The sequence below is a fragment of the Pseudomonas sp. LBUM1645 genome (genome assembly GCF_059716185.1).
Window position 1 is genome coordinate 5,546,344 of record NZ_CP166811.1, and the last position, 22,267, is coordinate 5,568,610.

26 protein-coding genes are annotated in these 22,267 nt (G+C 56.1%); 11 read left to right on the top strand and 15 right to left on the bottom strand.

Annotated features, from left to right (window positions below):
* Nucleotides 1-30: 30 nt before the first annotated feature.
* From ACA079_RS25095 to tam, 3 genes are all read right to left on the bottom strand, one after another.
* Nucleotides 31-1,164 carry a trypsin-like peptidase domain-containing protein gene (locus ACA079_RS25095; RefSeq protein WP_497701326.1) on the bottom strand — a complete coding sequence of 378 codons (1,134 nt, stop codon included), beginning with the start codon at nucleotides 1,162-1,164 and terminating at the stop codon, nucleotides 31-33.
* A gap of 85 nt (nucleotides 1,165-1,249) precedes the next feature.
* The gene (locus tag ACA079_RS25100; RefSeq protein ID WP_497701327.1) at nucleotides 1,250-2,248 is read right to left on the bottom strand and encodes an ATP-grasp domain-containing protein; all 999 of its coding nucleotides are present in this window, start codon (nucleotides 2,246-2,248) and stop codon (nucleotides 1,250-1,252) included.
* Between the two features lie 363 nt (nucleotides 2,249-2,611).
* On the bottom strand, nucleotides 2,612-3,382 hold the full coding sequence (gene tam, locus ACA079_RS25105; RefSeq protein WP_497701328.1) for a trans-aconitate 2-methyltransferase: 771 nt from the start codon (nucleotides 3,380-3,382) through the stop codon (nucleotides 2,612-2,614).
* Nucleotides 3,383-3,806: 424 nt separating this feature from the next.
* Here tam and ACA079_RS25110 point away from each other — a divergent pair, with 424 nt between their 5' ends.
* Both ACA079_RS25110 and ACA079_RS25115 read left to right on the top strand, forming a co-directional pair.
* Complete coding sequence (locus ACA079_RS25110) at nucleotides 3,807-4,310, top strand: inclusion body family protein (protein ID WP_347803664.1); 504 nt, start codon at nucleotides 3,807-3,809, stop codon at nucleotides 4,308-4,310.
* 124 nt (nucleotides 4,311-4,434) lie between these two features.
* Entirely contained in the window at nucleotides 4,435-4,974 is a 540-nt protein-coding gene (locus ACA079_RS25115; RefSeq protein ID WP_497701329.1) for an AidA/PixA family protein, read from the top strand.
* 113 nt (nucleotides 4,975-5,087) lie between these two features.
* On the opposite strand, the gene ACA079_RS25120 is transcribed toward ACA079_RS25115, so the two are convergent.
* Complete coding sequence (locus ACA079_RS25120) at nucleotides 5,088-5,429, bottom strand: hypothetical protein (protein ID WP_497701330.1); 342 nt, start codon at nucleotides 5,427-5,429, stop codon at nucleotides 5,088-5,090.
* A 436-nt stretch (nucleotides 5,430-5,865) separates the two neighbouring features.
* Here ACA079_RS25120 and ACA079_RS25125 point away from each other — a divergent pair, with 436 nt between their 5' ends.
* The 5 genes from ACA079_RS25125 to ACA079_RS25145 are packed head-to-tail and all read left to right on the top strand — an operon-like array spanning nucleotide 5,866 to nucleotide 10,898.
* Nucleotides 5,866-7,332, top strand: coding sequence for a c-type cytochrome (locus tag ACA079_RS25125; RefSeq protein ID WP_497701331.1), 1,467 nt, complete (start codon nucleotides 5,866-5,868; stop codon nucleotides 7,330-7,332).
* A gap of 50 nt (nucleotides 7,333-7,382) precedes the next feature.
* Nucleotides 7,383-9,158, top strand: a complete 1,776-nt coding sequence (ctaD, locus tag ACA079_RS25130; RefSeq protein WP_497704378.1) for a cytochrome c oxidase subunit I — start codon at nucleotides 7,383-7,385, stop codon at nucleotides 9,156-9,158.
* Nucleotides 9,155-9,847, top strand: coding sequence for a cytochrome c oxidase subunit 3 (locus tag ACA079_RS25135; protein ID WP_497701332.1), 693 nt, complete (start codon nucleotides 9,155-9,157; stop codon nucleotides 9,845-9,847). The genes ctaD and ACA079_RS25135 overlap by 4 nt, the downstream gene beginning before the upstream one ends.
* Nucleotides 9,848-9,853: 6 nt before the next feature.
* Nucleotides 9,854-10,567: a heme-copper oxidase subunit III family protein gene (locus ACA079_RS25140; RefSeq protein ID WP_497701333.1), complete on the top strand. Its 714-nt coding sequence runs from the start codon at nucleotides 9,854-9,856 to the stop codon at nucleotides 10,565-10,567.
* A 13-nt stretch (nucleotides 10,568-10,580) separates the two neighbouring features.
* Nucleotides 10,581-10,898, top strand: a complete 318-nt coding sequence (locus tag ACA079_RS25145; RefSeq protein WP_477754581.1) for a cytochrome C oxidase subunit IV family protein — start codon at nucleotides 10,581-10,583, stop codon at nucleotides 10,896-10,898.
* Nucleotides 10,899-10,929: 31 nt separating this feature from the next.
* On the opposite strand, the gene ACA079_RS25150 is transcribed toward ACA079_RS25145, so the two are convergent.
* Both ACA079_RS25150 and ACA079_RS25155 read right to left on the bottom strand, forming a co-directional pair.
* Entirely contained in the window at nucleotides 10,930-11,490 is a 561-nt protein-coding gene (locus tag ACA079_RS25150; RefSeq protein WP_046046155.1) for a hypothetical protein, read from the bottom strand.
* 403 nt (nucleotides 11,491-11,893) lie between these two features.
* Nucleotides 11,894-12,979: a type I restriction endonuclease gene (locus ACA079_RS25155; RefSeq protein ID WP_497701334.1), complete on the bottom strand. Its 1,086-nt coding sequence runs from the start codon at nucleotides 12,977-12,979 to the stop codon at nucleotides 11,894-11,896.
* Nucleotides 12,980-13,280: 301 nt separating this feature from the next.
* On the opposite strand from ACA079_RS25155, the gene ACA079_RS25160 reads away from it, so the two are divergent.
* Complete coding sequence (locus tag ACA079_RS25160) at nucleotides 13,281-13,679, top strand: low affinity iron permease family protein (RefSeq protein WP_497701335.1); 399 nt, start codon at nucleotides 13,281-13,283, stop codon at nucleotides 13,677-13,679.
* 56 nt (nucleotides 13,680-13,735) lie between these two features.
* On the opposite strand, the gene ACA079_RS25165 is transcribed toward ACA079_RS25160, so the two are convergent.
* From ACA079_RS25165 to ACA079_RS25195, 7 genes are all read right to left on the bottom strand, one after another.
* Nucleotides 13,736-14,239, bottom strand: coding sequence for a DUF4142 domain-containing protein (locus ACA079_RS25165; RefSeq protein WP_497701336.1), 504 nt, complete (start codon nucleotides 14,237-14,239; stop codon nucleotides 13,736-13,738).
* Nucleotides 14,240-14,312: 73 nt separating this feature from the next.
* A complete protein-coding gene (locus ACA079_RS25170; protein WP_010462447.1) occupies nucleotides 14,313-14,471 on the bottom strand; it encodes a KGG domain-containing protein in 159 nt (52 codons plus the stop codon).
* A gap of 117 nt (nucleotides 14,472-14,588) precedes the next feature.
* A complete protein-coding gene (locus ACA079_RS25175) occupies nucleotides 14,589-15,938 on the bottom strand; it encodes a sensor domain-containing protein (RefSeq protein ID WP_497701337.1) in 1,350 nt (449 codons plus the stop codon).
* An 86-nt stretch (nucleotides 15,939-16,024) separates the two neighbouring features.
* On the bottom strand, nucleotides 16,025-16,663 hold the full coding sequence (locus ACA079_RS25180) for a LysE family translocator (RefSeq protein WP_033061380.1): 639 nt from the start codon (nucleotides 16,661-16,663) through the stop codon (nucleotides 16,025-16,027).
* Nucleotides 16,664-16,725: 62 nt separating this feature from the next.
* Nucleotides 16,726-17,142 (bottom strand): fosfomycin resistance glutathione transferase, encoded by a 417-nt coding sequence (fos, locus tag ACA079_RS25185; protein ID WP_497701338.1) that lies wholly within the window; start codon nucleotides 17,140-17,142, stop codon nucleotides 16,726-16,728.
* 6 nt (nucleotides 17,143-17,148) lie between these two features.
* Nucleotides 17,149-17,874 carry a PA3715 family protein gene (locus ACA079_RS25190; RefSeq protein ID WP_497701339.1) on the bottom strand — a complete coding sequence of 242 codons (726 nt, stop codon included), beginning with the start codon at nucleotides 17,872-17,874 and terminating at the stop codon, nucleotides 17,149-17,151.
* Nucleotides 17,875-17,903: 29 nt separating this feature from the next.
* Nucleotides 17,904-18,638 (bottom strand): PA3715 family protein, encoded by a 735-nt coding sequence (locus ACA079_RS25195; protein ID WP_497701340.1) that lies wholly within the window; start codon nucleotides 18,636-18,638, stop codon nucleotides 17,904-17,906.
* Between the two features lie 164 nt (nucleotides 18,639-18,802).
* On the opposite strand from ACA079_RS25195, the gene relB reads away from it, so the two are divergent.
* On the top strand, nucleotides 18,803-19,042 hold the full coding sequence (gene relB, locus ACA079_RS25200; protein ID WP_497701341.1) for a type II toxin-antitoxin system RelB family antitoxin: 240 nt from the start codon (nucleotides 18,803-18,805) through the stop codon (nucleotides 19,040-19,042).
* Nucleotides 19,032-19,316, top strand: coding sequence for a type II toxin-antitoxin system RelE/ParE family toxin (locus tag ACA079_RS25205; RefSeq protein WP_497701342.1), 285 nt, complete (start codon nucleotides 19,032-19,034; stop codon nucleotides 19,314-19,316). Before relB ends, ACA079_RS25205 begins: the two co-directional genes overlap by 11 nt.
* Before the next feature lie 24 nt (nucleotides 19,317-19,340).
* Here the strand turns inward: ACA079_RS25205 and ACA079_RS25210 are convergent, their stop codons facing one another.
* On the bottom strand, nucleotides 19,341-20,252 hold the full coding sequence (locus ACA079_RS25210; protein WP_497701343.1) for a LysR family transcriptional regulator: 912 nt from the start codon (nucleotides 20,250-20,252) through the stop codon (nucleotides 19,341-19,343).
* A gap of 77 nt (nucleotides 20,253-20,329) precedes the next feature.
* Here ACA079_RS25210 and ACA079_RS25215 point away from each other — a divergent pair, with 77 nt between their 5' ends.
* A complete protein-coding gene (locus ACA079_RS25215) occupies nucleotides 20,330-20,818 on the top strand; it encodes a DMT family transporter (RefSeq protein ID WP_497701344.1) in 489 nt (162 codons plus the stop codon).
* Between the two features lie 79 nt (nucleotides 20,819-20,897).
* Here the strand turns inward: ACA079_RS25215 and ACA079_RS25220 are convergent, their stop codons facing one another.
* Nucleotides 20,898-22,229, bottom strand: coding sequence for an MFS transporter (locus ACA079_RS25220; protein WP_033061371.1), 1,332 nt, complete (start codon nucleotides 22,227-22,229; stop codon nucleotides 20,898-20,900).
* Between the last annotated feature and the right edge of the window lie 38 nt (nucleotides 22,230-22,267).

A 22,267-nucleotide genomic window follows, 5' to 3' on the forward strand; every position in this document is an offset into this window, starting at 1 on the left:
CTCTTCCGTGGGATTCAAGTCAAAATCGGGTCAGGTGTTTCTGGCGTCGATACGCCACATAGAGGACTGGGCTTCTCGAGCCAACTGCGCCGTTGTGAAGGTCTTGCCGATAGGCGTTTTGCAAGCCTCGACACGACACGCATCAAGGAAAGACAGGAGGAGCGAAGACTTGACCGCAAAATTCATATTCTGCGCGTCTGGCATTGATGACGTAACCAGACCGACTACAGCCCCTGAACAATCAAATAGGGGACTGCCGCTGGAGCCTGGTTGAATGGGGGCAGTAAATTGCAACAGGCTTGCATCGTTGTGCAGACCAAATAAAGCAGACACACCGCCCTGAGTGACGTGAACACCACCACCCGCGAAGCCGGCGAGTGGAAAGCCCAAGGCGACAATCGTTTCGCCAAGGTCACAACCAAATCCTTCCTTGAACGACACAGGCTTTAGCGGTGGAGATTCCAGCACCCTGAGCAGGGCAATGTCGTTGCGACGATCGACCACTACGGACTCGGCGCGGTACCGTCCATCAAAGGAGGAAATGTGGATCTCGCTCATGTCTTCAATGACATGGGCACAGGTCAGGACGTGGGTCGGGGAAACGGCAAAGCCGGTACCTGTAGCACCGCTACGACCGGAGTCCGAGGGGTTTGAGCGCCCTTTGGGGTGAGCATCATTGATATCGAGCCCGATACGCCGGCCGAGTGCCGACAAGCCATAGGCAGAGCCTTCAGCCAGAGCGCGGAATTTCCATTGCTGGAGGCGGCAGTAGAACTCGCCGATGATGATCGCAGACTCGCCGTTTTCGCGAAGGTCGAGGCTGTATTCGATCTGGCCATCAACCTGCAAGCGCAGCGTCCGAAGGTCACTGACAGGGCCGGCGGCAGAGAAGGTGTAGACAATGAGAAGTACCCGATCACTCCCCTCCGGGAGATCAGCCAGGTTCAACGTACAGCCGATCTTTTCCTGAGCCCCACTCCACTCCATCCAGGCATGTGAAGTCTGGAACAGAGCCGGTTCTCCGGTCGGGCGGCGTTTATCATCTACCGGCAATATGGCAACCGCTGCGTACTCTCCGAAGGCCGAAGAGTTACCGCATTCCAGAGTCCATTCACTCCGTGCGCTCGATACCGCGGTGTTTGCGCCAGGCGCTAGCACCATCATTCCTTGATCTCTCCTTGACTGCTAACGGCTCACTGCTTCAGTGCAGTAACGCAAATGGTATCAAACTTCTGATGCTTCTTTAATATCAGGATGATGCTACAGCCGCAACGGTGATGCCCTTCACGCGAACATTCGACCGCCAGACGGTCGCCGGCTCCGGCAGGCCCAGCCGGCGCGTGGCAAATATGCCAGGCAGGTTCGTGCCGGTCGCCCGGGTGTAACCAATCCCACCGGAGTATCGTGCGTTGATTTCCAGCAAATGCGGCTTGCCGAGTGCGTCATCACGGGTCTGAACATTGATAATCCCGTCACACTGGAAGTGCTCTGCGGCCTTCAGGGCCAGTTCCACTGCCGCCCCGTCTCGTTCAAACGTTTGATGCAGACCTTCTTTGCGGCGACCGACGAATGCAACGGGTCGACCCGACTCACACACCATGTCGACCGAGCATTCGCTTCCGGCCATGTAAGGCATCATCAGCATCGGTGGCGGAGTAGCCCCTTCGCAGTAAGCCCGCATGTAGGTTTCGAAGCTCGCTTCGCGCGCATCAGGGTTAGCAAAGCAACGGAACGGATCCGCATCCACCTTGAATCGCCAGAAACCCTGGCCATAGATCCCGACAGCAGGTTTGACACAGACCTCTCCAAACGCCGAGAGGGTCTTGTAGGCGCTGAACATCTCCTCTGCGTTGGATGCAGTGATTGCAGGTACGCAGGCCAAGCCAATCCGCTCTGCCTCTGCGGTAAATTTGCTTTTGTCGTCGACCATGTCGAAGGTGTGGACGGACATGCCGCCGGTGACCAGTTCAAGACCTGCATGCTCGAACCACCCGCGTGCGGGCTCAAAAACATGGCCGGCATGACCGGCAAGGATGACCTTGATGTTGTGCGCTTGCGCGGTAGCGATAACCCACTCGATGCGCGCCTGGTTGTCCTGCGGTTCCGTGAAACCAACATCAGCAAGCGACGTTATTTCAGGGCGGTCCTGGCGATGTGAGGCGAAGACTTTCACTTCTGCCGGCAACGCTTCGCGCGCGCCCATGATGACGTCGCGCTGACTGGATTGCCCTTCGAGAAACCAGATCACAATCGTTTACCTCGCTTGTAGATGCGGCTGCGGCGATATCTTTTTTGATAGGTAGGCTGCCAGATTCCGCTGGACCGGAAAACAATGTATCCGGGTATAGATTCAAGGCAAAACATTGCGGACGGTTCCGGAGAACTCAAGCTGAGCCTCGTGAAATCGGGCCAGCTTAACCAGATGCTGCATTTTTTGAGACATTAACTTGTCGCGCCACGCTGCAGTTCACGCAATGTGGCGCAACGATTCAGCTCGTCTCTCATCATTCTGCGGGTGCCGGCAAAGGTCCGTCCACAAGCAAAACCATTTCAATATATGACGACAGCCATGCAGCCAGACGGGTCGCTCCATTGGCTCGACCTTTTTGCACTAGCGAGTCGCGACGATGAACACGCGCGGGAACGGCAGCAGTACTGAACCATCGCTCAGCGCTGGATACGCCCGTTCGATCGCTGCTTGATACTGCTTGAGGTATTGCGCCCGTTCCGCTTCATCCAGCGGATCAAGGAAAGGTCGCAAACCGCTGCCCTTGAACCACTCGACCACGCCCGCTGCGCCGCCCGCGAGCGGGTGATGGTAAGTCGTGCGCCATACATCGACACGAGAACAGTGAGCGCGCAGCATCGAGTAGTAACCGCTGGCATCCGCCATCTCTGTTCGCTGCCCTGCGGCGCCAGCAAGTTTACCGACCCAAGGCCCATCGGCTGCCACCTCACGCATCAATCGATGGGAGGGTTCATTGAGGTTATCGGGCATCTGAATGGCCAGGCTACCACCGGGTGCAAGCTTGCTCGCCAATGCAGGCAGCAATGTCGCGTGATCAGGAACCCACTGCAAAACCGCGTTGGCGAAAATCACATCGAACGGGCCGGTATCGTTCCAGGTATCGATGTCAGCGGTGTCGAACTGCACCTGCGGCAAGCGCTTGCGGGCGGCTTCGATCATATCGATCGAACTGTCCAGCCCCCGCACTGTGGCGTTGGCGAAGCGTTTCACCAACAACTCGGTCGAGTTACCCGGGCCACAGCCGATGTCGATTGCCGAGCGCACGTCCGTGTCCGGTATGGCGGCCAGCAAGTCACGGGCGGGACGGGTGCGTTCATCTTCAAAAGCGACGTATTGTTTGGCGGACCAACTCATTGCGTTCTCCTGTCGGTGCGTTTTCTTCAAAACGGGTAAAAAGCCCCGGCCGTTAAGATACAGCGCCCATGTCGATCTGCCCTCCCCTGAAGGTGTATATGGCAATTGCAGAGCGAATCCGTGCCAGGCAATTCAGTTTTCAATGGTCACTTTCTTATCGCCAAATCCTTGGAAGTCATAACCAAAGGCACCGTTCGTCGAACCAAAGTAAAGCAATTTTGACAGCCAAAAATTCACACCTATAGTCCAATCGCGGCCTGTTGGAAGGAACCCGACCCGTCATTGCAAGGCAAGGAGCAAGGCCAGCTCGTACCCCGTGATCGAGTGGGTTCCCCCGTAGTGTGTTCGCAACGGCCGCAAGGCAAGCAAGCGTTGTTGTGCCTGGAAAGTAGCCAGGCAATCACTCTGATCAAGGAGCTTTACTATGTCTCGAGTCACGGATGTACTTGTTTCAATCGACACTGAAACCATTCTGAAAAACTACCCGAACATCAGCAAAAACCCTGCCTCGCCGACGTTGATCGACGTCAATCATGTGTACATGGTGACCAATCAGAACAACGTGGTCAGCGGCCAGGCCGGTGGCGAACTTAACTTGAGAGCCCAGGTAGGCGACTTGATTCGCTGGCGTGAAACCAGTCTGTCGCAGAGCTTCGAGACGGCAGTGATTTTCTATAAGTTCGTTGGCAACGTCGGCAACGAGTTGATCTCCACACCCACGCCCCGCAAGGCTACAGCGTGCGTTGCCGTTCCCAACACCAGCAACCCGTCGGTGCCGAGTTGCCAGAAAGTCGATAACCATTACTGGTCTTCGGAAACACTTTCGTGCGGTAGCGTGACCTACCACTTCCATTTCCTGATCGTTGATCGCGACTGCAAGATCGTAGGCTGCTGCTCGTGGGATCCGTTCATTACCATCCGTAACTGACGATGACCAGGCCCCTTGGCGACGAGGGGCCTACCGAGTTCGTTGCTGCTTCGGCCGGGACGGGATGTCTTGCTTGAACCGATGCGGCTGCCGTCTTGAATCAACATCATGAAAGGAATCCATGATGACTTCCGAACCGATTGCCTCCCCCTCGGCGAGTATTGCGCCAGCCAATAATGTGCTGCTGATCGTCGATGCGGAATCGCTGCTTTTACGTTATCCACAACCCAGTCTTGAGCCGCAAAACCCGACCAGGATTGAGGAAGGCTTCATCTTTACCATCAGCGGCGCCAAACCAGCACAAAGTACAATAAATGACAGCCTAATGACTCTTACCGCCAATAACGGCAAGAACTTCCATATCCGTGGCAGGACCGTCAGCTTGCTCTCCGAACACAGCGTGGTGTTCTACGAGATGTCTGTAGGCGATGCCGGGGCACTTTCACCGCCTGAACTGGTGGTCCACACAAACCTGACAGTCCCCACCCCCGACCCCGAAAACCCGAGCCAACCGGGCAGCCACACGACCGATGATCATTATTGGCATTGCACGCAATTGGCGGCTGGGGTTGAGGCTTGCGAACTGAAGTTCATGCTGATCAATAAAAGCTGCGAGGCATTGGGGTACTTCAGTTGGGCGGTGGAAGTGAAGTTGGCGGAGTGAACAGAAATCAAAACAAACCGACCTCAAGGGCGAATGCCAGTCAGTGCGAGACGTATAAAAAAATCCGATGCCAGTACAGGCATCGGATTTTGATACCGAGAAACCCGTCGTAGCTAGGCGTCAATCAACTGATCAATCAAAACCGCGTTGCTATAGATCAAGCTTCCATCACTCGCTCGATGCCCGACCAAATGGAACTGACCGCGCTCGTTGTGTATATAGACGCGCATCTGGCAGTCGGACAAAGGGGCGTATCCCTCTGGCAACTTCAACTCCAGTGTATCCATGTCGACATCGACCATGGCTTCACGCTCGTGGGTCTTCTGCAGGCGTTCTTCAGCGTCCTCCAGACCCTTATGGAGGGGGCCATCGACGTAAAAATGGATTTCACCCATCGGGGTCGACTTTTGTTGTCCGTTGATTTTGCACCAGCCTTCGATCGTCAAGGCACTCATGACGAAATCTCCGTTGTGGACGGCTGGACTCTATAGCTCTTGGCCGTCATTTGTCTGACCGCTATGCATAGGCGAGGATCTTGCAGGCGCTTTTAGCCGATCTTTGCCTTCCGTAATCAGACCTGATTATAGCTGGCAACCGGGCCTCGCTTGCTCGACGTGTCGTTCAGGCGAGATGTGTTGCTGAATAGTTACAGTTATATAGCGAATAGATTTTAAGTGATCAAGTTGATGATGAGGTTGGAATATCCAGGCCATAACGTTTCCAGGAAAAGCGTTTGCTACGGCCATGAACTATACTTCCTGCGGACTTTGCTACGAAGATAAGTGGTATTTGTCTAGCCTGTTTTGGCGTCAGATTAGTTTGATTTGACGATGTTGTTCTGTGGCGATGCTAAGGCATACCGATGAGTAACAGGAATAGGATGAAAGCAAAATGGCAATGGCAATTATTCTTGTACTAATCGTTATTGCATCCGTGCTGTTCCATCTATTAGCGCCTTGGCATGCGGCGCCGCCAGCGTCCAACTGGGGGTCAATAGACACCACCCTGTTCATCACCCTGATCATTAGCGGAATATTTTTCATCGCCGTCACCCTATTCATGGCGGTGGCCTTGATACGTTTCCGCCACAAGGAAGGTGGCAGGGCGGCTTACCAACCAGAAAATAAAAAGTTGGAAACATGGTTAATTATCGTGACCTCGATAGGTATTGCCGCGATGTTGGCGCCAGGCCTGGTTGTTTATGATGATTTCATCCGGGTGCCAAAAAATGCTTATGAACTTGAAGTGGTCTCTCAGCAGTGGCAATGGGCCTATCGTTTTCCGGGCCAGGACGGAAAGTTGGGGAAGTCGGATATCAAGTTTGTTGACTCGGTCAATCCTCTCGGCCTTGACCCCAAGGATCCCGCTGGGCAGGACGATGTACTTATAAGAAGTAATGAAGTTCACCTTCCGCTCGATCAGCCGGTGAAAGTCTTATTGCGTTCCAAAGATGTACTGCACAATTTCTATATACCGCAGATTCGCAGCAAGATGGACATGGTGCCAGGGATGGTGTCGTACTTTTGGTTTACGCCGACTGTAATCGGGAAGTACGAAGTCCTGTGTGCTGAGTATTGTGGCGTAGGTCATTACAACATGCGCGGCCATATGATCGTGGAAGACCAGGCCGCCTTCGTTCAATGGCTGAACAGCCAACCGACCTTTGCGCAGACATTAACGACAGCTGCCAAACCCAGTCCGGACAGCGTGCTGGAAAAAGGTCGGCTGTTGGCCGAAAAATACGGCTGCGGTGCCTGCCATAGCCAGGATGGCAGTACCAGTCTCGGCCCGGGATGGAAGGGCCTGTACGGGCGCACTGAACAGTTTGCCGATGGCACCAGTGCGCTGGTCGATGAGGCCTACGTGAAAGAGTCGATCCTCGATCCGAAGGCCCGACTGGTACAGGGCTACCCGCCAGTCATGGTGGCCTATACTCTCAATGACGATGAACTGGGTGCTCTCGTCGCCCTGATCAAATCGCTCGGTGCCGGGCAGCAAAACGTTGAACCTGGCGAAGCGTCGAGCCCAGGTGACGATTTGGTGGCACAGGGGCAGGGGTTGGCTCAGTCGCTCGGCTGTCTGGCCTGCCACAGTATCGATGGCAGCAAGGGTATCGGCCCCAGCTGGCAGGACCTGTATGGCGAGACCGTAACCCTTTCCGACGGTTCGACGATAAAGGCCGACGAGGGCTACATAAAGGATTCGATTCTTAATCCCAGCGCCAAAATCGTCAAAGGCTACGCAGCCGTCATGCCGGCCTTTACCCCGAGTGATCAGGAGTTGAACGCACTGATCGCTTTTATCAAATCCAAAGCGAATGCCGACGCTGATGCGAGCAAGGCGGAGCCAGGGAAGTAGCCGTAAAGCAGCCAGGAATGCACCGAAACTTCGAACCGGAGGATGACGTGATGGCCTATGCGGAGCAAGCCGAAACAGAAGCACTACACGAGCCCAAAAGCTTCCTGACCAAATATATCTGGAGTCAGGACCACAAGGTCATAGCCATTCAATATTCGTTGACGGCTATATTCGTGGGCGTTATCGCCGTGGTGTTGTCCGGCTTGATGCGCATACAGATTGGCTTCCCCGGCACTTTGGAGTTCATGGACGCCAGTGCTTACTACCAGGCGATGACCATGCACGGCATGATCATGGTCATTTACTTGCTGACGGCCTTGTTTCTGGGTGGCTTCGGTAACTATCTGATCCCGCTGATGGTGGGCGCCCGCGACATGGTCTTCCCCTATGTCAACATGCTGAGTTACTGGTTCTACCTGCTGGCGGTAGTGGTGTTGCTCTCCAGTTTCTTTGTCCCTGGCGGCCCCACCGGTTCGGGCTGGACGCTCTATCCGCCACAGTCCATTTCTCAGGGGACACCGGGGGTCGAGTGGGGCATCGTCCTGATGCTCGTCTCACTGGCGATTTTTATTGTCGCAGCCACCATGGGCGGGTTGAACTACGTCACCACGGTGTTGCAAGCACGCACGCACGGCATGACATTGTTTCGCATGCCGCTCTCCGTTTGGGGAATCTTCATGGCCTCGATCATGGCCTTGCTGGCGTTCCCGGCCTTGTTCGTCAGTGCGGTCATGATGCTGTTTGACAAGCTGTTGGGCACCAGCTTCTTTATGCCGGCGATGATCTCGCTGGGGCAGCAGCTCGATCACCAGGGTGGCAGCCCGATCTTGTTCCAGCACCTGTTCTGGTTCTTCGGCCACCCAGAGGTTTACATCGTTGCTCTCCCTGCGTTTGGTTTGGTCTCCGACTTGATCAGCACGCATGCGCGTAAAAATATCTTCGGTTACCGAATGATGGTGTGGGCCATTATTGCGATTGGCGTACTCAGCTTTGTGGTCTGGGCGCACCATATGTATGTCAGCGGAATGAACCCGTACTTTGGCTTTTTCTTCGCCGTCACCACCTTGATCATCGCGGTGCCGACCGCACTGAAAGTCTACAACTGGGTGCTAACTCTGTGGCGCGGCGACATTCATCTGACCGTGCCGATGCTGTTTGCCCTGGCCTTTATCGTCACCTTCCTGGTCGGCGGTCTGACTGGCTTGTTTCTGGGCAATGTGATCGTGGATATTCCGCTCTCGGACACCTATTTCGTTGTGGCTCATTTTCATATGGTGATGGGTGTCGCACCGGTACTGGTGGTGTTCGGCGGCATTTATCATTGGTTTCCGAAAGTCACCGGGCGCATGTTGAACGACACCCTGGGCAAGCTGCATTTCTGGATTACCTTTCTGGGCACCTACGCCATCTTCTTCCCCATGCACTACCTGGGTTTCCAGGGCATGCCCCGTCGTTACTACGCCTATGAAAACTACGCGTTCATCCCGCAGTCGGCGCAAGAGTTGAATGCCTTCATTACGGTGGTCGCATTGACCGTTGGCGTTTCCCAGCTGCTGTTCCTGTTTAACCTGGCCTGGAGTGCGTTTAAAGGCAGGCCCGCAGGCAGCAATCCCTGGGGCGCGGCGAGTCTGGAATGGCAAACGCCGAACACCCCGCCGATACACGGTAACTGGGGAGCGAAGCTGCCGGTCGTGCATCGCTGGGCCTATGACTACAGTGTGCCGGGGATAGAACAGGATTTCGTTCCGCAAACAGTCTCCGCCGAGGAGCTGGAGCATATGCGGCAACTCAGTGCCGGAACCACGATAGCGGACGTTAAACCATGAGCAGGCTGCTATTGAGAAACGCCGACGGCGCTGACCCCGGCGGCAGCTGGAATCGCGATCCGCAGGGTATCGGGGCCGGCGAGGGACCCGATCGAAACCAAATCGCCAAAACAGGCCTGCGCTTATTCCTGGTTGTGGTGAGTTCGTTATTCTTTCTCTTCTTGCTCGCCTTTATCGCCCGTTCACAAATGACCGACTGGCTACCCCTGACAGAGCCCTTGGCGCCGTTAGCCAATCTCTCGCAGTTATGGCTGAATTCGGCTTTTCTGGTGCTCAGTTGCGTCGCACTGCAGTGGTCGCGTATGGCCGTCCGAAAGGCGCGACTGGGTGCAACTGTGATTGGTTTTGCATTGGCGGGCGTATTCGCCATTGCTTTTCTGGCGGGACAGCTCTGGGTCTGGCAGCAGTTTGTCGCCTGGGGTTACTTTCTCGCCAGCAATCCGGCCAACAGCTTCTTCTACCTGTTGACCGGCCTGCATGCACTCCACCTGCTGGGCGGGCTGATAGCCTGGGGCATAATCGTTGCTAAATTCCTGCAGCGCGTGCCGTTACCGCAACTCAGCGCCAGCGTAGAGCTGTGTGCCATCTATTGGCATTACTTACTGGGTCTTTGGTTCGTGCTATTCGCTTTGCTGGCCAGCACGCCCCAAACCTATGAAGCCATCGCCAGATTCTGCGGCCTGAGGTGAAAAGCCATGGCATCGCACCCAGCAACCCCAGGCGAGTCCAGTTCATCCAATCCCCCCGGCTCACCGCTTGTACCGGGATGGGAGGGCATCGCCAACGACTGGTCCTCGGATAAGGAGGCTTTCAAGCAGGTCCCCTGGGGCAAGGCGATGATGTGGATATTCCTGCTCAGCGATACTTTTATATTCACCTGTTTTTTAACCGGCTACATGTCGGTCCGCATGACCATCACCAGCGCCTGGCCGAACCCCAGTGAAGTGTTCGCATTGACGATCGGCGGTCATGCGATCCCGCTTATTCTGATCGCCATCATGACCTTTGTGCTGATCAGTAGCAGCGGCACCATGGCCATGGCAGTCAATTTCGCCTATCGCCGTGATCGTGCGAAAACCACTGCCCTGATGCTGGCGACCGCTGCCTTGGGTGTGACCTTCGTCGGGATGCAGGCATTCGAATGGAGCAAGCTCATCGCAGAAGGGGTGCGTCCCTGGGGGAACCCTATGGGGGCGGCGCAGTTTGGTGCCAGTTTTTTCATGATTACCGGGTTCCACGGACTGCATGTGTCAATCGGCGCCATCTACCTGAGCATTGTGGCGCTGAAAGTATTTCGGGGAGATTATGAGCGCTCCGGAAACTATCAGAACGTCGAGATAGCCGGGCTTTACTGGCACTTCGTGGATTTGGTGTGGGTGTTTATTTTTGCTTTCTTCTATTTATGGTAGAGGAGCACGGGTGATGGCACATGCTCAGGGTCAGCAACATCCAATCAGCTTGTACCTCAAAATCTGGGGGCTGTTATTCGTCCTCAGCACGCTGTCGTACCTTGTCGACTATTTCCACTTCCATGGTTACCTTCGGTGGACCCTGATTATCACGTTCATGTTGTTGAAGGCAGGTTTAATTGTCTCCATCTTCATGCATATGGCCTGGGAGCGGTTGGCCATGGTCTACGCCATATTGGTACCACCGTTATGTTTGCTGGTACTTGTCGGACTGATGGCCACCGAAGCGGACTATGTTTTCCTCAGTCGGGTTATTTCCTTCGGTCAATAAGCAACTTCCGGTGGCCTTGAGTCTCCAGGGGCTAACCCGATATCACTCGCTTGAACTGATGCCATTTGTGCTGCCAGGCGACTGTCCAGTGAGGGGCTGCCGCTCCCGTACCGGCGATCTCCAGCATCGGATGATGTTCGATAACTCCGTCCAATACCGACTCCTGATTCGGCTCGACATCTACGAAGAAAATATGTTTTCCCTCTGCTACCACCTGTTTAAAACTGCGGAAGTGAGTGTTTGGCACCTGGATGCCAAAAAAACCGCCTTCCCAGATGCAGAAGCCACATACAACAATGGCAAGAAAGATAAAAGGCATCCAGCCTGCGGCGGATTCGGTCCAGCCCAGCCAATAGGCGCCGCCAAGAACCAGCGCCGCGAGTGGCACACCGATCACTGCACCAATTTCGCCAGAGTGGACAACATCCTGTTCCATTAACGAATTAACTTCGTGAAGGTGATGTTGTTCAACATCGGCAACGTGCTCGCTGAGCACATGAATTTGTTCGGAATTGATGCCGCTGGCTTCCAGCTCATTTTCAACGGCTTCAAGATCGTCGAGATTGTTGCTGATGTAATAGTGTCGATTCATGCCACACCTCCCATCTCGTGCTTGCCGTAGACCTCCTTTGTCTTGCAGCTGCCAGTCGAGATTTGCAGTCGGTATCAGTACCCGTGGGGAACGTTGCACACTTCATGCAACCAGAAAGGAGTATAGCACCCGCTAGCACGCCGAGAAGTAGGCGTCAAGATCTAAAGGCAGTATCAGGGGCTGGGGCGCTCCGAAGGATCGAGCAAGGAATCCAGTCCCTCGATTGAGTTAGGAGTGGAGGCGATGTTGTGGGTCAGTTCCAGTGCCCGAGCGAGACGCAAAAATCCGATGCCAGTACAGGCATCGGATTTTGATTTCTTGCGGCCAAAGGTCAAGCGAGAGGGCTTAATTGACTGGCATTAGCCTCAAGGGCCGGTTTTTCTTCGCCTGTCAGCAAGCGTGGTTAGCCGTAATATCCAACAGTCTTTTTCAAATGATCCGAATAGTCGTAGATATCGTCTATCGAGTTAATTGCGTGCCGGGTTTCATTTTTCTCTTCGTCAAAAATCCCGATGTACTTCTGTGAACGATTGAAGTGCAGACGACAGATAGGCTTGCGGTTGTTGTCGTCGAGCAGAATGCCGAAGTAACTCTGGGTATCGCGCTGAACAATCCGCTTTGCATCGACAACAGACCGAACGACGGCACGGACGATGTGATATCCCTCCAGCTCTTCCAAGGTGGTCAGAACCTTGTCCTCTGACTCGTCTCGCACATCCGGCTGCTCGGTGCCAGCGGAAGAAACCGGCAAAGAGGCCAACGCGGGTTGAATGGCGCCGCTCATGGCCGACTTGAGCCTGTCGTTGATTTGGTCGTTGAGAAACTGCACCACGGCTTTTCTCGTTAGCTCATGGAACTGCTCACGGACCTTCTGAGTAATCACCCCGTCGTATACACGTGAAGCGAACACTTTCACGAAATCGTCATCAGGCTTGCTGACCTGCGAAGCAATGACCTTTTTGATTTGACTGACGTACTTCAGCTCACCTGCGGCGCTAATGATCGAATCCACATCGAAGGCTGACTTGGTGAGCTTGACCAATTCGGGGACGGAATACTCGTCGATATCCAGAAGGTCGAGCTCGAGAAATGGCTTCTCATCCATCTTGTTGGGCGCGTCCAGGTCGGTGAAAAACTTGTATACCTGACCGTTGGTAAGGATAGAGATTCGGGCGCTGGTGACGTGGAAGTAGCGAAACAACTGAGAGGCGTGATTGATGTGCAACGGCTCGCCTATTTTTTTGCACTCGATGAGGATTTGAACCTCTCCCCCCTTCATGATTGCGTAATCAATTTTTTCTCCCTTTTTCGTTCCAATATCGCAAACGAATTCGGGAGTTACTTCCGTCGGATCGAAGACATCGTAGCCCAGCACCGTACTGATAAATGGCATGACAAACGCGTTCTTGGTCGCTTCTTCCGTCTTAATGGCAGCGCCTTGCAAACGAACTTTGGCGGCTAAGCTTGCTAACTTTTCGAAGAATTCCATGAGTGGCCTCTTATCTGGTTCGATCCGTGTGTTTGCATGCTGGCAAATTGATTGCCTTTGATACTAGACACAAACCGGCACAAAGAAAGAATCCAACCAAGAATTGGGAACAACAGAGATTTCTTCCATCCAGATCCGGGTCAATTTGTCCTATAAGATCGCCAGCTCGCAGCCTTCGTCAGCTCCTCCGACCTACCGAGGTACAAGCTACCGGCTTTTCATTGAACCCAGAATTTAATCAGAATTTTCATCATGCCCGTGCTGTCTGAAAATCAGGTGCATCCCGATAAGGAACACGGCTATGAAATTCGCAAAAGTCGCTCAGAAACTTGCCCTGTGGGCCGGCAGCCCCAAGACGTTCATGGGGGCGATCATTCTGATTTTTCTGTGGGGGTTGAGTGGGCCGATTTTTAACTTCAACGACACCTGGCAGCTGATCATCAATACGTCGACCACCATCATCACCTTCCTGATGGTGTTCCTGATCCAGAACACCCAGAACCGCGACACGGATATTTTGCATTTGAAGGTCGATGAGTTGCTGCGAGTGACGAAGGAGGCGCAGAACGCGATGCTGGGGCTTGAGGCGCTGGACCTGAAGCAGCTGGAAGCGCTGAGAAAGCAGTATCGGAAACTTGGCGAGGGCGAAACGATTTCCCTGGACGGCACCGTCGTCCAGGAAAAAGGTAAGCAGGATTGAATGAATGCTGATCGGGACATCGCGGGTGGCCCGAGGTCACCCGCGTACTTCCTGGGTTAGCGACTGGCTTGCAGCGCCTTGGCCATTTGCAGATGGCCCTGCAATTTGGGCAGGGTTTCTTCGGCGAAGGCTTTGATTTCAGGCACGTCGGTGGTCTGCGCTGCCTGTTGAAGCTGTTCGATGGCTTCCTGGGTGGTTTTCACCTGACTGGCCGCGTAGGCCTGGTCGAAGCTCGCGCCGTCCTGCACTTGCGGCATCAAGGCTTTGGCTTTATCGACTACCTCTTCGCGCGGGGCCACCGGCAAATCCAGTTGCTTGGCGATTTTCGCCAGATGCTGGTTGGCGGTGGTGCGGTCGTTGATGACGACGATGGTGTAGTCCTTGACCTCTTTGGATTCGGTTTTCTGGTGCGCCAGGCGGCTGGCTTCGATATCGGCCATGCCTTTGGCCGACGCATCGTTAATGAATTCGGCGGGGGACTGGGCAAAGGCACTGCTGGCGCACAGGCCCAGCAACGTGGCGAAACTGGCATTGCGTAATCGGGTGGCCATCCGGCTCATGGTCGCGCCCTCCTCGTAAAAAATTCAAACGGGAGCTTACGCTCCCGCCTCTCAATCAAAACTACCTTCACCGCTACTTCGATTTCTGACCACCTTTGCGGCCCATATCGGGTTTCGCAGGGTCTTTATCGACGGTCGTGGTGGTAGTTTTCCCACCTTTGCGACCGGCTTCAGACGCCTTCGTTCGATCGTTGGCGAAGTTTCCCGAGTTCGAGTTTCTTGAATTAGGCATGATTCTCTACCTCTTGGTGATGATCGCGGCGAGCAGGAGCCCGCATAGGATCAGAATTTCGATCACCGCAAAGGTTTAGAAAAATTGAAATCGCCGCGACGAACGGTGGCAGATTTTTCAGGCCCCGAAGCGCTGATGATGTTGGCGCTTGGCGGCGTACATGGCCTCATCGGCATGCCGGAACAACTGCTTTTCTTCTGTGCCGTGGTCGGGGTATCGCGCAACGCCGATGCTCGTCTGGATAATCAGGCTGTGACCGTCCAGGCGCAGGGGTTGAGCCAAAACCTGTCGGATTTTTGCCGCCACGCTGTCGGCGTCTTCCGAGGCGTGGATGCTGTGCAACAACACTACAAACTCATCACCGCCGATGCGCGCCACCGTGTCGGTTTCTCGCACGCAGCCTTTGAGCCGATTGGCGACTGCTTGCAGCAGCATGTCGCCGACCGCATGACCGTAGGTGTCGTTGACTTGCTTGAAGCGGTCGAGGTCGACATACAGCAATGCCATATGCCCGGAATCCGCCCGAGCCAGCGTCAGTGAGTCTTTAAGCCGTTCACGGAGCAACTCTCGATTGGGCAGTTGAGTCAGTGGGTCGTACTGGGCCATGCGCTGCAGTCTGGCATGCAATTGCTTGCGCTCAATCGCTGTGGCGACCTGGGCGCAAACGTATTGCAGCAGCTCCTTGTCCTGTTCGGTGTAGCGCTCACCACCGGGCACGCTTTTAACGATCAGCGCACCGATGGTGCCGTTTTGTGAACTCAACGGCACACCCAGCCAGCAAGGTGAATGCTGGCCCGCGACCAGCGCCTCAAACCCTTCCGGCAAATTGTCCTGACCCGGGGTCAGCAGAATCGGCTGAGCGCTGCGAATCACCTCGGCGCAGAGACGTCCGGTGATCGTTCCGGGCTGCTCGGGTTGCAGCTCCAGGTCGTCCACGTGATAAGGGAAATTCAGCTGTGCACAGTGTTCGTCATACAGCGCCACGGAGAAGTTCAGCGCCGGCAGCCATTCACCGATGATCAAATGGACGCGCTTGAACAGCGCCAGTAAGTCCTCCGCCGCGTGGGCCGCTTCGGAGATCGCATACAACGCCGCTTGCCGGGATTCGGCCTGCTTGCGCTCAGTGATGTCGCGAGCCACGGCGATGCGCAGCTGGTCGACCTCCGACCAGCGCGCCGACCAGAGGATGTGCGCCACTCGGCCATCTTTGCGCAGGTAGCGGTTTTCGAAATTGAGCTTGGGGTCGCCGCCCATGATCTCCCGCGCGGCGTCGAGGGTACGCTGACGATCGGCGGGATGCACCAGGTCGATCATCGGCTGGCCGATCAGCTCTTCGGGGGTATAACCGAAAATACGTTCGCAGGCCGCGCTGACAAATACGAAGCGACCTTGTTTGTCGACCGCACAGACGGCGTCCAGCAAGAGATCGATGAAGCTCGCCAACGGCGCGGAATTTCTGGTTGCCATAGTGCGGTGAGCGTGTCCGGACAATGCAGCAATAAAGAACTCTCCCTGACCCCATCAGTGCAACTGACGCCTCCCTGCGATCAGTCTCAAGCCTTGTTCGTCACCAGCCCCGGCAATGCATGCGCCAGGGCATTGATGGCGAAACCGATAAACATCACCCCGCACAACCGGGTGATCAACAGCTCATGGCGCTGGTACAAGCTGCGCACCTGCCGCGCACCGACAATGCCAATGAGGATAGCGTAGGCCATGAGGCCGCCAACGAAGCTCAGGACAATCAGCCACGGCAGCATCGACCAGTGCAGCAATTCGGCACGGCTGGACAGCAGCGCCGTAAAAGTCGCTACCGCCACCGGGTAAGCCTTCGGATTGGTCAGGCCAAACAGAATGCCGTGCCAGAACGGCTGCCGCGCAGGGCCTTGTGGTGCCTCGACACTGCTGCGTCGAGCGCGAACCGCACGCAGACCGAGCCAAAACAGGTACAGCCCGCTGAGCACACCCAGCACATCGAACGCGGTGCTGCCGATTTCCCGCGCACCGACAATCGCGATCAGTGCGGTGCTGCACCAGACCACATCCCCCAACAAATGCCCGCAGAGAAAACCCGCCCCGGCCCTCCGACCACGCGCCGCACCGATGCCGAACACCGCCAACACACCCGGCCCCGGCGTGATGCCGTAGATAAAGCCAGAGGCGAGAACAGCCATTAGCAGCGATGGGGTCATGGGGAGTCCTGTTGAGCCGGCGTGAATGCACGCAAGTCTATCTCAGGTCTCCGGGGATCGACTTACTGATCGTCGAAGAACTTCATTCCCGCATACGGACGTTCACGACAGGCTGCCAGCCGTGACGCCAGGTCACCGACATGGGCTTCAAGCTTGTGGCCGTCCGGGTCGAGGAAATAGAAGGAAACGCCTTCACTGCGGTTGTCGCGCCATTCCTGCACGTTGGCGGATCGCAGGCGTTCGACGAAGAGCGGGAAATCCGATGAGCTAATGCCGAAGGCGTAGTGGGTGTAGTCGGCGGCGGGTTTGGATTTGCGCAGCGGATCGAGGGAAAGGCACAGCCAGAGCCCCGGCAGTGAGAGGTAGGCGCCGGTGTCCCAGGTGGATTCAAGCTGAAGTTGCAGCAGATCGTGATAGAACGCCACGCTACGGTTCAAGTCGGTGACGGCGAGGGTCAGGTGGTTGAGGCCAGTTAGCATGGGCGATTAACCTTTGAGTGCTTCTGGCACGACGTACTGCTTACCGTCGTAGTTCAGGGTAACCCGGGTTGTTTTAAACTTGCTGGACGTATCTTTGCACTCTTCTCCAACCAGAAATCTTTTGGTCACCGTCACGGTGGAACTGACAACAATATCTGCAAATCCGTTATAAGTTGTGTTGCCGATATCGACGGTTCTTTGTGTTCGCTCGCCCTCTCCCGCGCAGTTACCATCCCATTCGCCCCTGCCCGTAGAAATGACCAGTCCCTCCAATACCGGGCGCAATGCATCGCCCTCCTTGAGATATAAGGCAAGCTCCGTTTTGTGGTAAAGGTTGACGCTTGAGCTGTGTTCAAAACTCGAACGAATGCCAAAAGCACGACTGCCCGGCGTCAACTTGTAGCGTGCCGTATCAATGGACAACCCTTCATACGCCACAGCGTCCGAATAGTAGGCGTCTTTTTTATGGTAACTGGCCAGGCGTTTCGAACTCGATGAATGGATGAGCGACAGTTCCAGATCGACGTTTCCGCCATCGTTGTTGGCGTCGCCGGAATCCGGTTTGAACGTCGACGTGGCGACAATGCTCTGGTCGTCATACGCCGGCCAGACTTTGCAAATGGTGAACGTTCGCTCACCGAAGGGCGCTTCTTCGCAACCCGCTTGCGCCTGGCCGGCAGCCGTGACGAGGCTGAGTAAGGCCAGTGAATTCAGCAGTTTCTTTGCGGTCATCAAGTTCTTCCCTGATCGGTGCGCAGTATTTAAACGCCCTTGAATCCTTGTGGCAGGACATAGGCTTTACCGTTGTATCGGAGTGTCGTCAGAACGGGTTTGGCGGTGATGGATCTGGATTCACAAGCCTCCCCCTTGACTTTCCCGATGATGCTCGTGGCCACCGACTTGACGATCAGATCCGCAAATCCATGTGAGCTGGTTTTGCCGACCTCGAGGGTTCGGATGATGTTATAGCGCTCACCGGCACAGTTGGTGTCCCATTCGCCGCTCTCCGCTTCCGTGATGAGCCTGTCCAGGACTGGACGCAACGTATTGCCTTCTTTTACATAGAGCGACAGCCAGGTTTCAGCCATGGGATTGGCGCGAGAAGAACCGCCAAATCTGATCCGTACACCAAAGGCTCGCAGTTCTGGCGTGAGCTTGTAGCGAGCGGTATCAAGTTGAATATCTTCAACTCCAAATGCGTCAGACACGAAGGCAGACGCCTGATGGAAGGACGCCAGAGGTTTCATTTCACTGCCCGACACGACCGCCAGACTGAGGTCATAGATTCCGTCACGACCCGAACTGTCGAACGACAGGTTCGCTTCATGCTGCGAAGTGGCAGTAAGAGTAAGGCCGGGATAAGCGGGCCAGTCCTTACAAACGGAAAACCCGAAGTCGTCACTCAACGGCGGCGGCGCGCATTCAGCGAACACCTGGCTGGTCATTAATAGGCTGCACGCAACCAAACTACCCATCAATCCAGACTTCAATGTCATTCCCTGCTCCGTGTTTGTTCAAAAAACCAGTCAATCTCAGCCGCGCACTATCCCCGGCTCAGCAGGTCTGTTCAATCGCTTGTTACAACAGACGAACGGAGTGGCCTGCCCCCCGGCATGACGCTGTAGTATGTTGTATTACAAACCACTACATCGAGACCGTCATGTCCGTCATGTCTTTGCGCTTGCCAGACGAAATAGCCGATACGCTCGCCAACCTTGCCAAGGCCACAGGTCGCAGCAAGTCATTTCTCGCGGTGGATGCCCTGCGTGAGTATCTCGCGCGGGAAGCCTGGCAAATCGAAGAAATTCAGAAGGCGCTGAAAGAAGCCGATGCCGGGGACTTCGCAACGCCGGAAGAAGTGAATGCAATCGCCGACAAGTGGACCGCCAATGCGCGTTGAGTGGCTGCGTACTGCATTAAAGAATCTCGATGACGAAGCCGCGTATATAGCGATGGAGAACCCAAGGGCGGCAGCAGATTTCGTTCAAGCCATTCTTGCAAGCGTTGATCACCTTGCTCGATTTCCCGCGACAGGCCGAGAAGGTCGCTTGCCCGGGACTCGTGAATGGGTTTTGCCCGACCGGCCTTATCTGATTCCCTATCGAGTTCGCCAAGGTCGCCTCCAAGTGCTTAGGGTCTTCCATACTCGGCGACTTCCTCCCACCAACTGGTAGGCATCACGCGCGCCACCCTGAAGATCAATCCTGCCTAATCCCCTCATCGATCCGCCCATTCAACCAGTTCAACGCCTGATCCCCGCCCCGCCGCTTGTGCCAAACCAACACAAACGTAAACGACGGAATATGAAACGGCGGCGGAACCACGATCAACGACTGCTCATCGATATTGAGCAACCCTCGGGAAGCGACGGTGAGGATCAGGTCTGTGCCGCTGATGAGTTCCGGGGCGACGCTCCAGTGCGGCAGGCTGATCGCCACGCGACGGCGTTCTCGCAGGGCTGTGAGAGCCCGTTCGATTTCCGGGGTGCCGCTGCCACGCATTTCCAGCAGGACATGGGGGCGGGCGAGGTAGGTTGGCAGGTCGAGCACGCCATCAGCGGGCAGGCTGTTGCGGTCGACCAGACAGGCGTAGTGCTCTTCGAACAGCGGAGTGCTGCGCAACTCGTTCGGCAACTCTGGAAAGACGCCTGCCGCCACGTCGATGTCGCCGTTGAGCACCCCCTCGAGCATGCCTTCGCGACTGGCATGGCTGATTTGCAGATCGATGCCCGGCGCTTCCCGGCGCAAGGTCCGTATCAACCCCGGCAGGACGATTGCGGCACCGTAGTCGGACATCGCCAGTCGAAACGTGCGCTTGGCGGTGGCCGGATCGAAGGTATTCGGTGCCAGCAGTGATTGCACCTGAGCCAGGGCTTCGGCCAACGGAGCCATCAACTCCAGGGCTCGCGGGGTTGGCACGAGGCTGGCGCCCGCCCGTACCAGCAAAGGATCGCCGAGCAGATCACGCAACCGCGCCAACGCATGACTGACGGCCGGCTGACTCAAGTGCAAGCGCTCGGCGGCACGGGTCACGTGTTGCTCGCTGAGCAAGGCGTCGAGGATCACCAGCAAATTGAGGTCGACACGGCGTAGATCATTCATCTGATGCATGTTCTGGATAGCTATTTGGAATTTAAATCTGCGCGACGAATACTCTAGAGTCCAGCAAAACCTGTTGGAGATTCATCATGAGTACGTTGCATTGGGCCGGGCTGTTGCTGCTGGCCGTGATAGCCGGGGCGGTGGTGCCTTTTCAAAGCGCGATCAACGCCAACCTCGGGCGCGGTTTGGGCCATCCGTTGTGGGCGACCCTCGCGTCGTTGTTGGTGAGTATTGTGGTGTTGTTGCCGGTTATGTTGGCGCTGCGTTTGCCGTTGCCGTCGCTGGCGTTCATCAGCAAGGCGCCGCTGTGGATGTGGACCGGTGGCGCGTTTGGGGTGTGCTTTATTTCGCTGGCGCTGATGTTGCTGCCCAAACTCGGGGCATCGGGGTTTATTGCTTTGGCGCTGGCGGGACAGGTTGTGGCGTCGCTAGTACTGGATCACTTCGGGTGGTTTGGGTTGGTGGAGCGGCAGATGACAGTGCCGCGGGTGTTTGGGGCGGTGTTGTTAATGGCTGGAGTGGTGTTGATTCAGTTCGGTACTTCGCCGGCAAAGGCGATCATTGCGACGCCTTGAAGATCAAAAAATCGCAGGCTGCGCCAGCTCCTACAGGGATGCGTGGTCCATGTAGGGGCTGGGGTAGCCTGCGAAACTTTTAAAACTTGTCGAGCGTGCGCAGCTTCTGCGGCAACCCCCACAGCAGCAGCGCGACGGCGATCAGCGCAGCAACGCCGATGACATACAGCGCCGGCGTGGTGCTGCCCGTCAGGTCTTTGATCCGCCCCACCATCACCGGGCTGACGATGCCGCCGAACTGGCCGAGGGTGTTGATCACCGCGATCCCGCCAGCAGCCCCTGCACCAGCACCGGCCAGCAGTTTCGGCGGCAGGGTCCAGAAGCTCGGGATGGAGGCGATGATCCCGGCACCGAGCAAGCCCAGCGCGACAATCAGGAAGGTCGTGTGGTTAGCGAAGATTCCCGCACAGAAGAACCCCACCGCGCCCACCGCAACCAGACCTGCGACAAACTTGCGCCGTTCACCGGTCGAGTCGGACAACCGCCCGATCACCACCATGCTGATGGCGCCGCAGATGTAAGGGATGGCGGTCAGCAAACCGATCATCACCGGGCTCTCGGTGCCGGCGCTGCGAATCAGTTGCGGGGCCCAGAAGTTCAAGCCGTAGGACGCCACCTGAATCAGGAAGTAGATCAGCCCGAGGGTCAGGAAGCCCGGAATCCGCAGTGCGGCGAGCAACGAGCCGCCGCTCTTGTGCGGTTCATGGTGAGCGATACGGCTGGCCAGCAGCGTTTTCTCCGATGGCGTCAGCCAATGGGCGTCTTCGATGCGGTCCTTGAGCAACGTCAGCACCAGCAAGCCGAGGCCGATGCAAGGCACGCCGCCCAGCAGAAACAGCCAGTGCCAGCCGCGCATATCCATAAAACCGTCGAGGTGTTGAAGCACCAACCCGGAGAACGGTGCGCCGACCAGACCGGCAAACGCCGACGACAGAAACAACATTGAAGTGATGCGTCCGCGATAGTGCTGCGGGAACCACAGCGTCAGGTAATACAGGACTCCCGGCGCGAAACCGGCCTCCATCGCACCGATGACAAAGCGAAGCGCGTAGAACTGCCATTCGCTGTTGACGAAGACCATGGCTGCGGTGGCGAGGCCCCAGGACATCATGATCCGGGCGATCCAGCGCCGGGCGCCGACCTTGTACAGCATCATGTTGCTCGGCACTTCGAAGATCACGTAACCAACCACGAACAACCCGGCGCCGAGGCCGTAAGCGGTGTCGCTCAGGCTCAGGTCGGTCTGCAGCTGGAACTTGGCGAAGCTGATGTTGATGCGGTCGAAAAACGCGAACAGGTAGCAGACCATGATCAACGGCATCAGGCGCCAGGCGACTTTGCTGACCAGGGCTTTTTCTTCGTCGTGGCTAACGGACGGGCTCGCGCCCGCCTCCAGAACATTAAGGCTCATGATGGTTCTCCAGGCGGACTGCCCGTGGGTGTCCGATT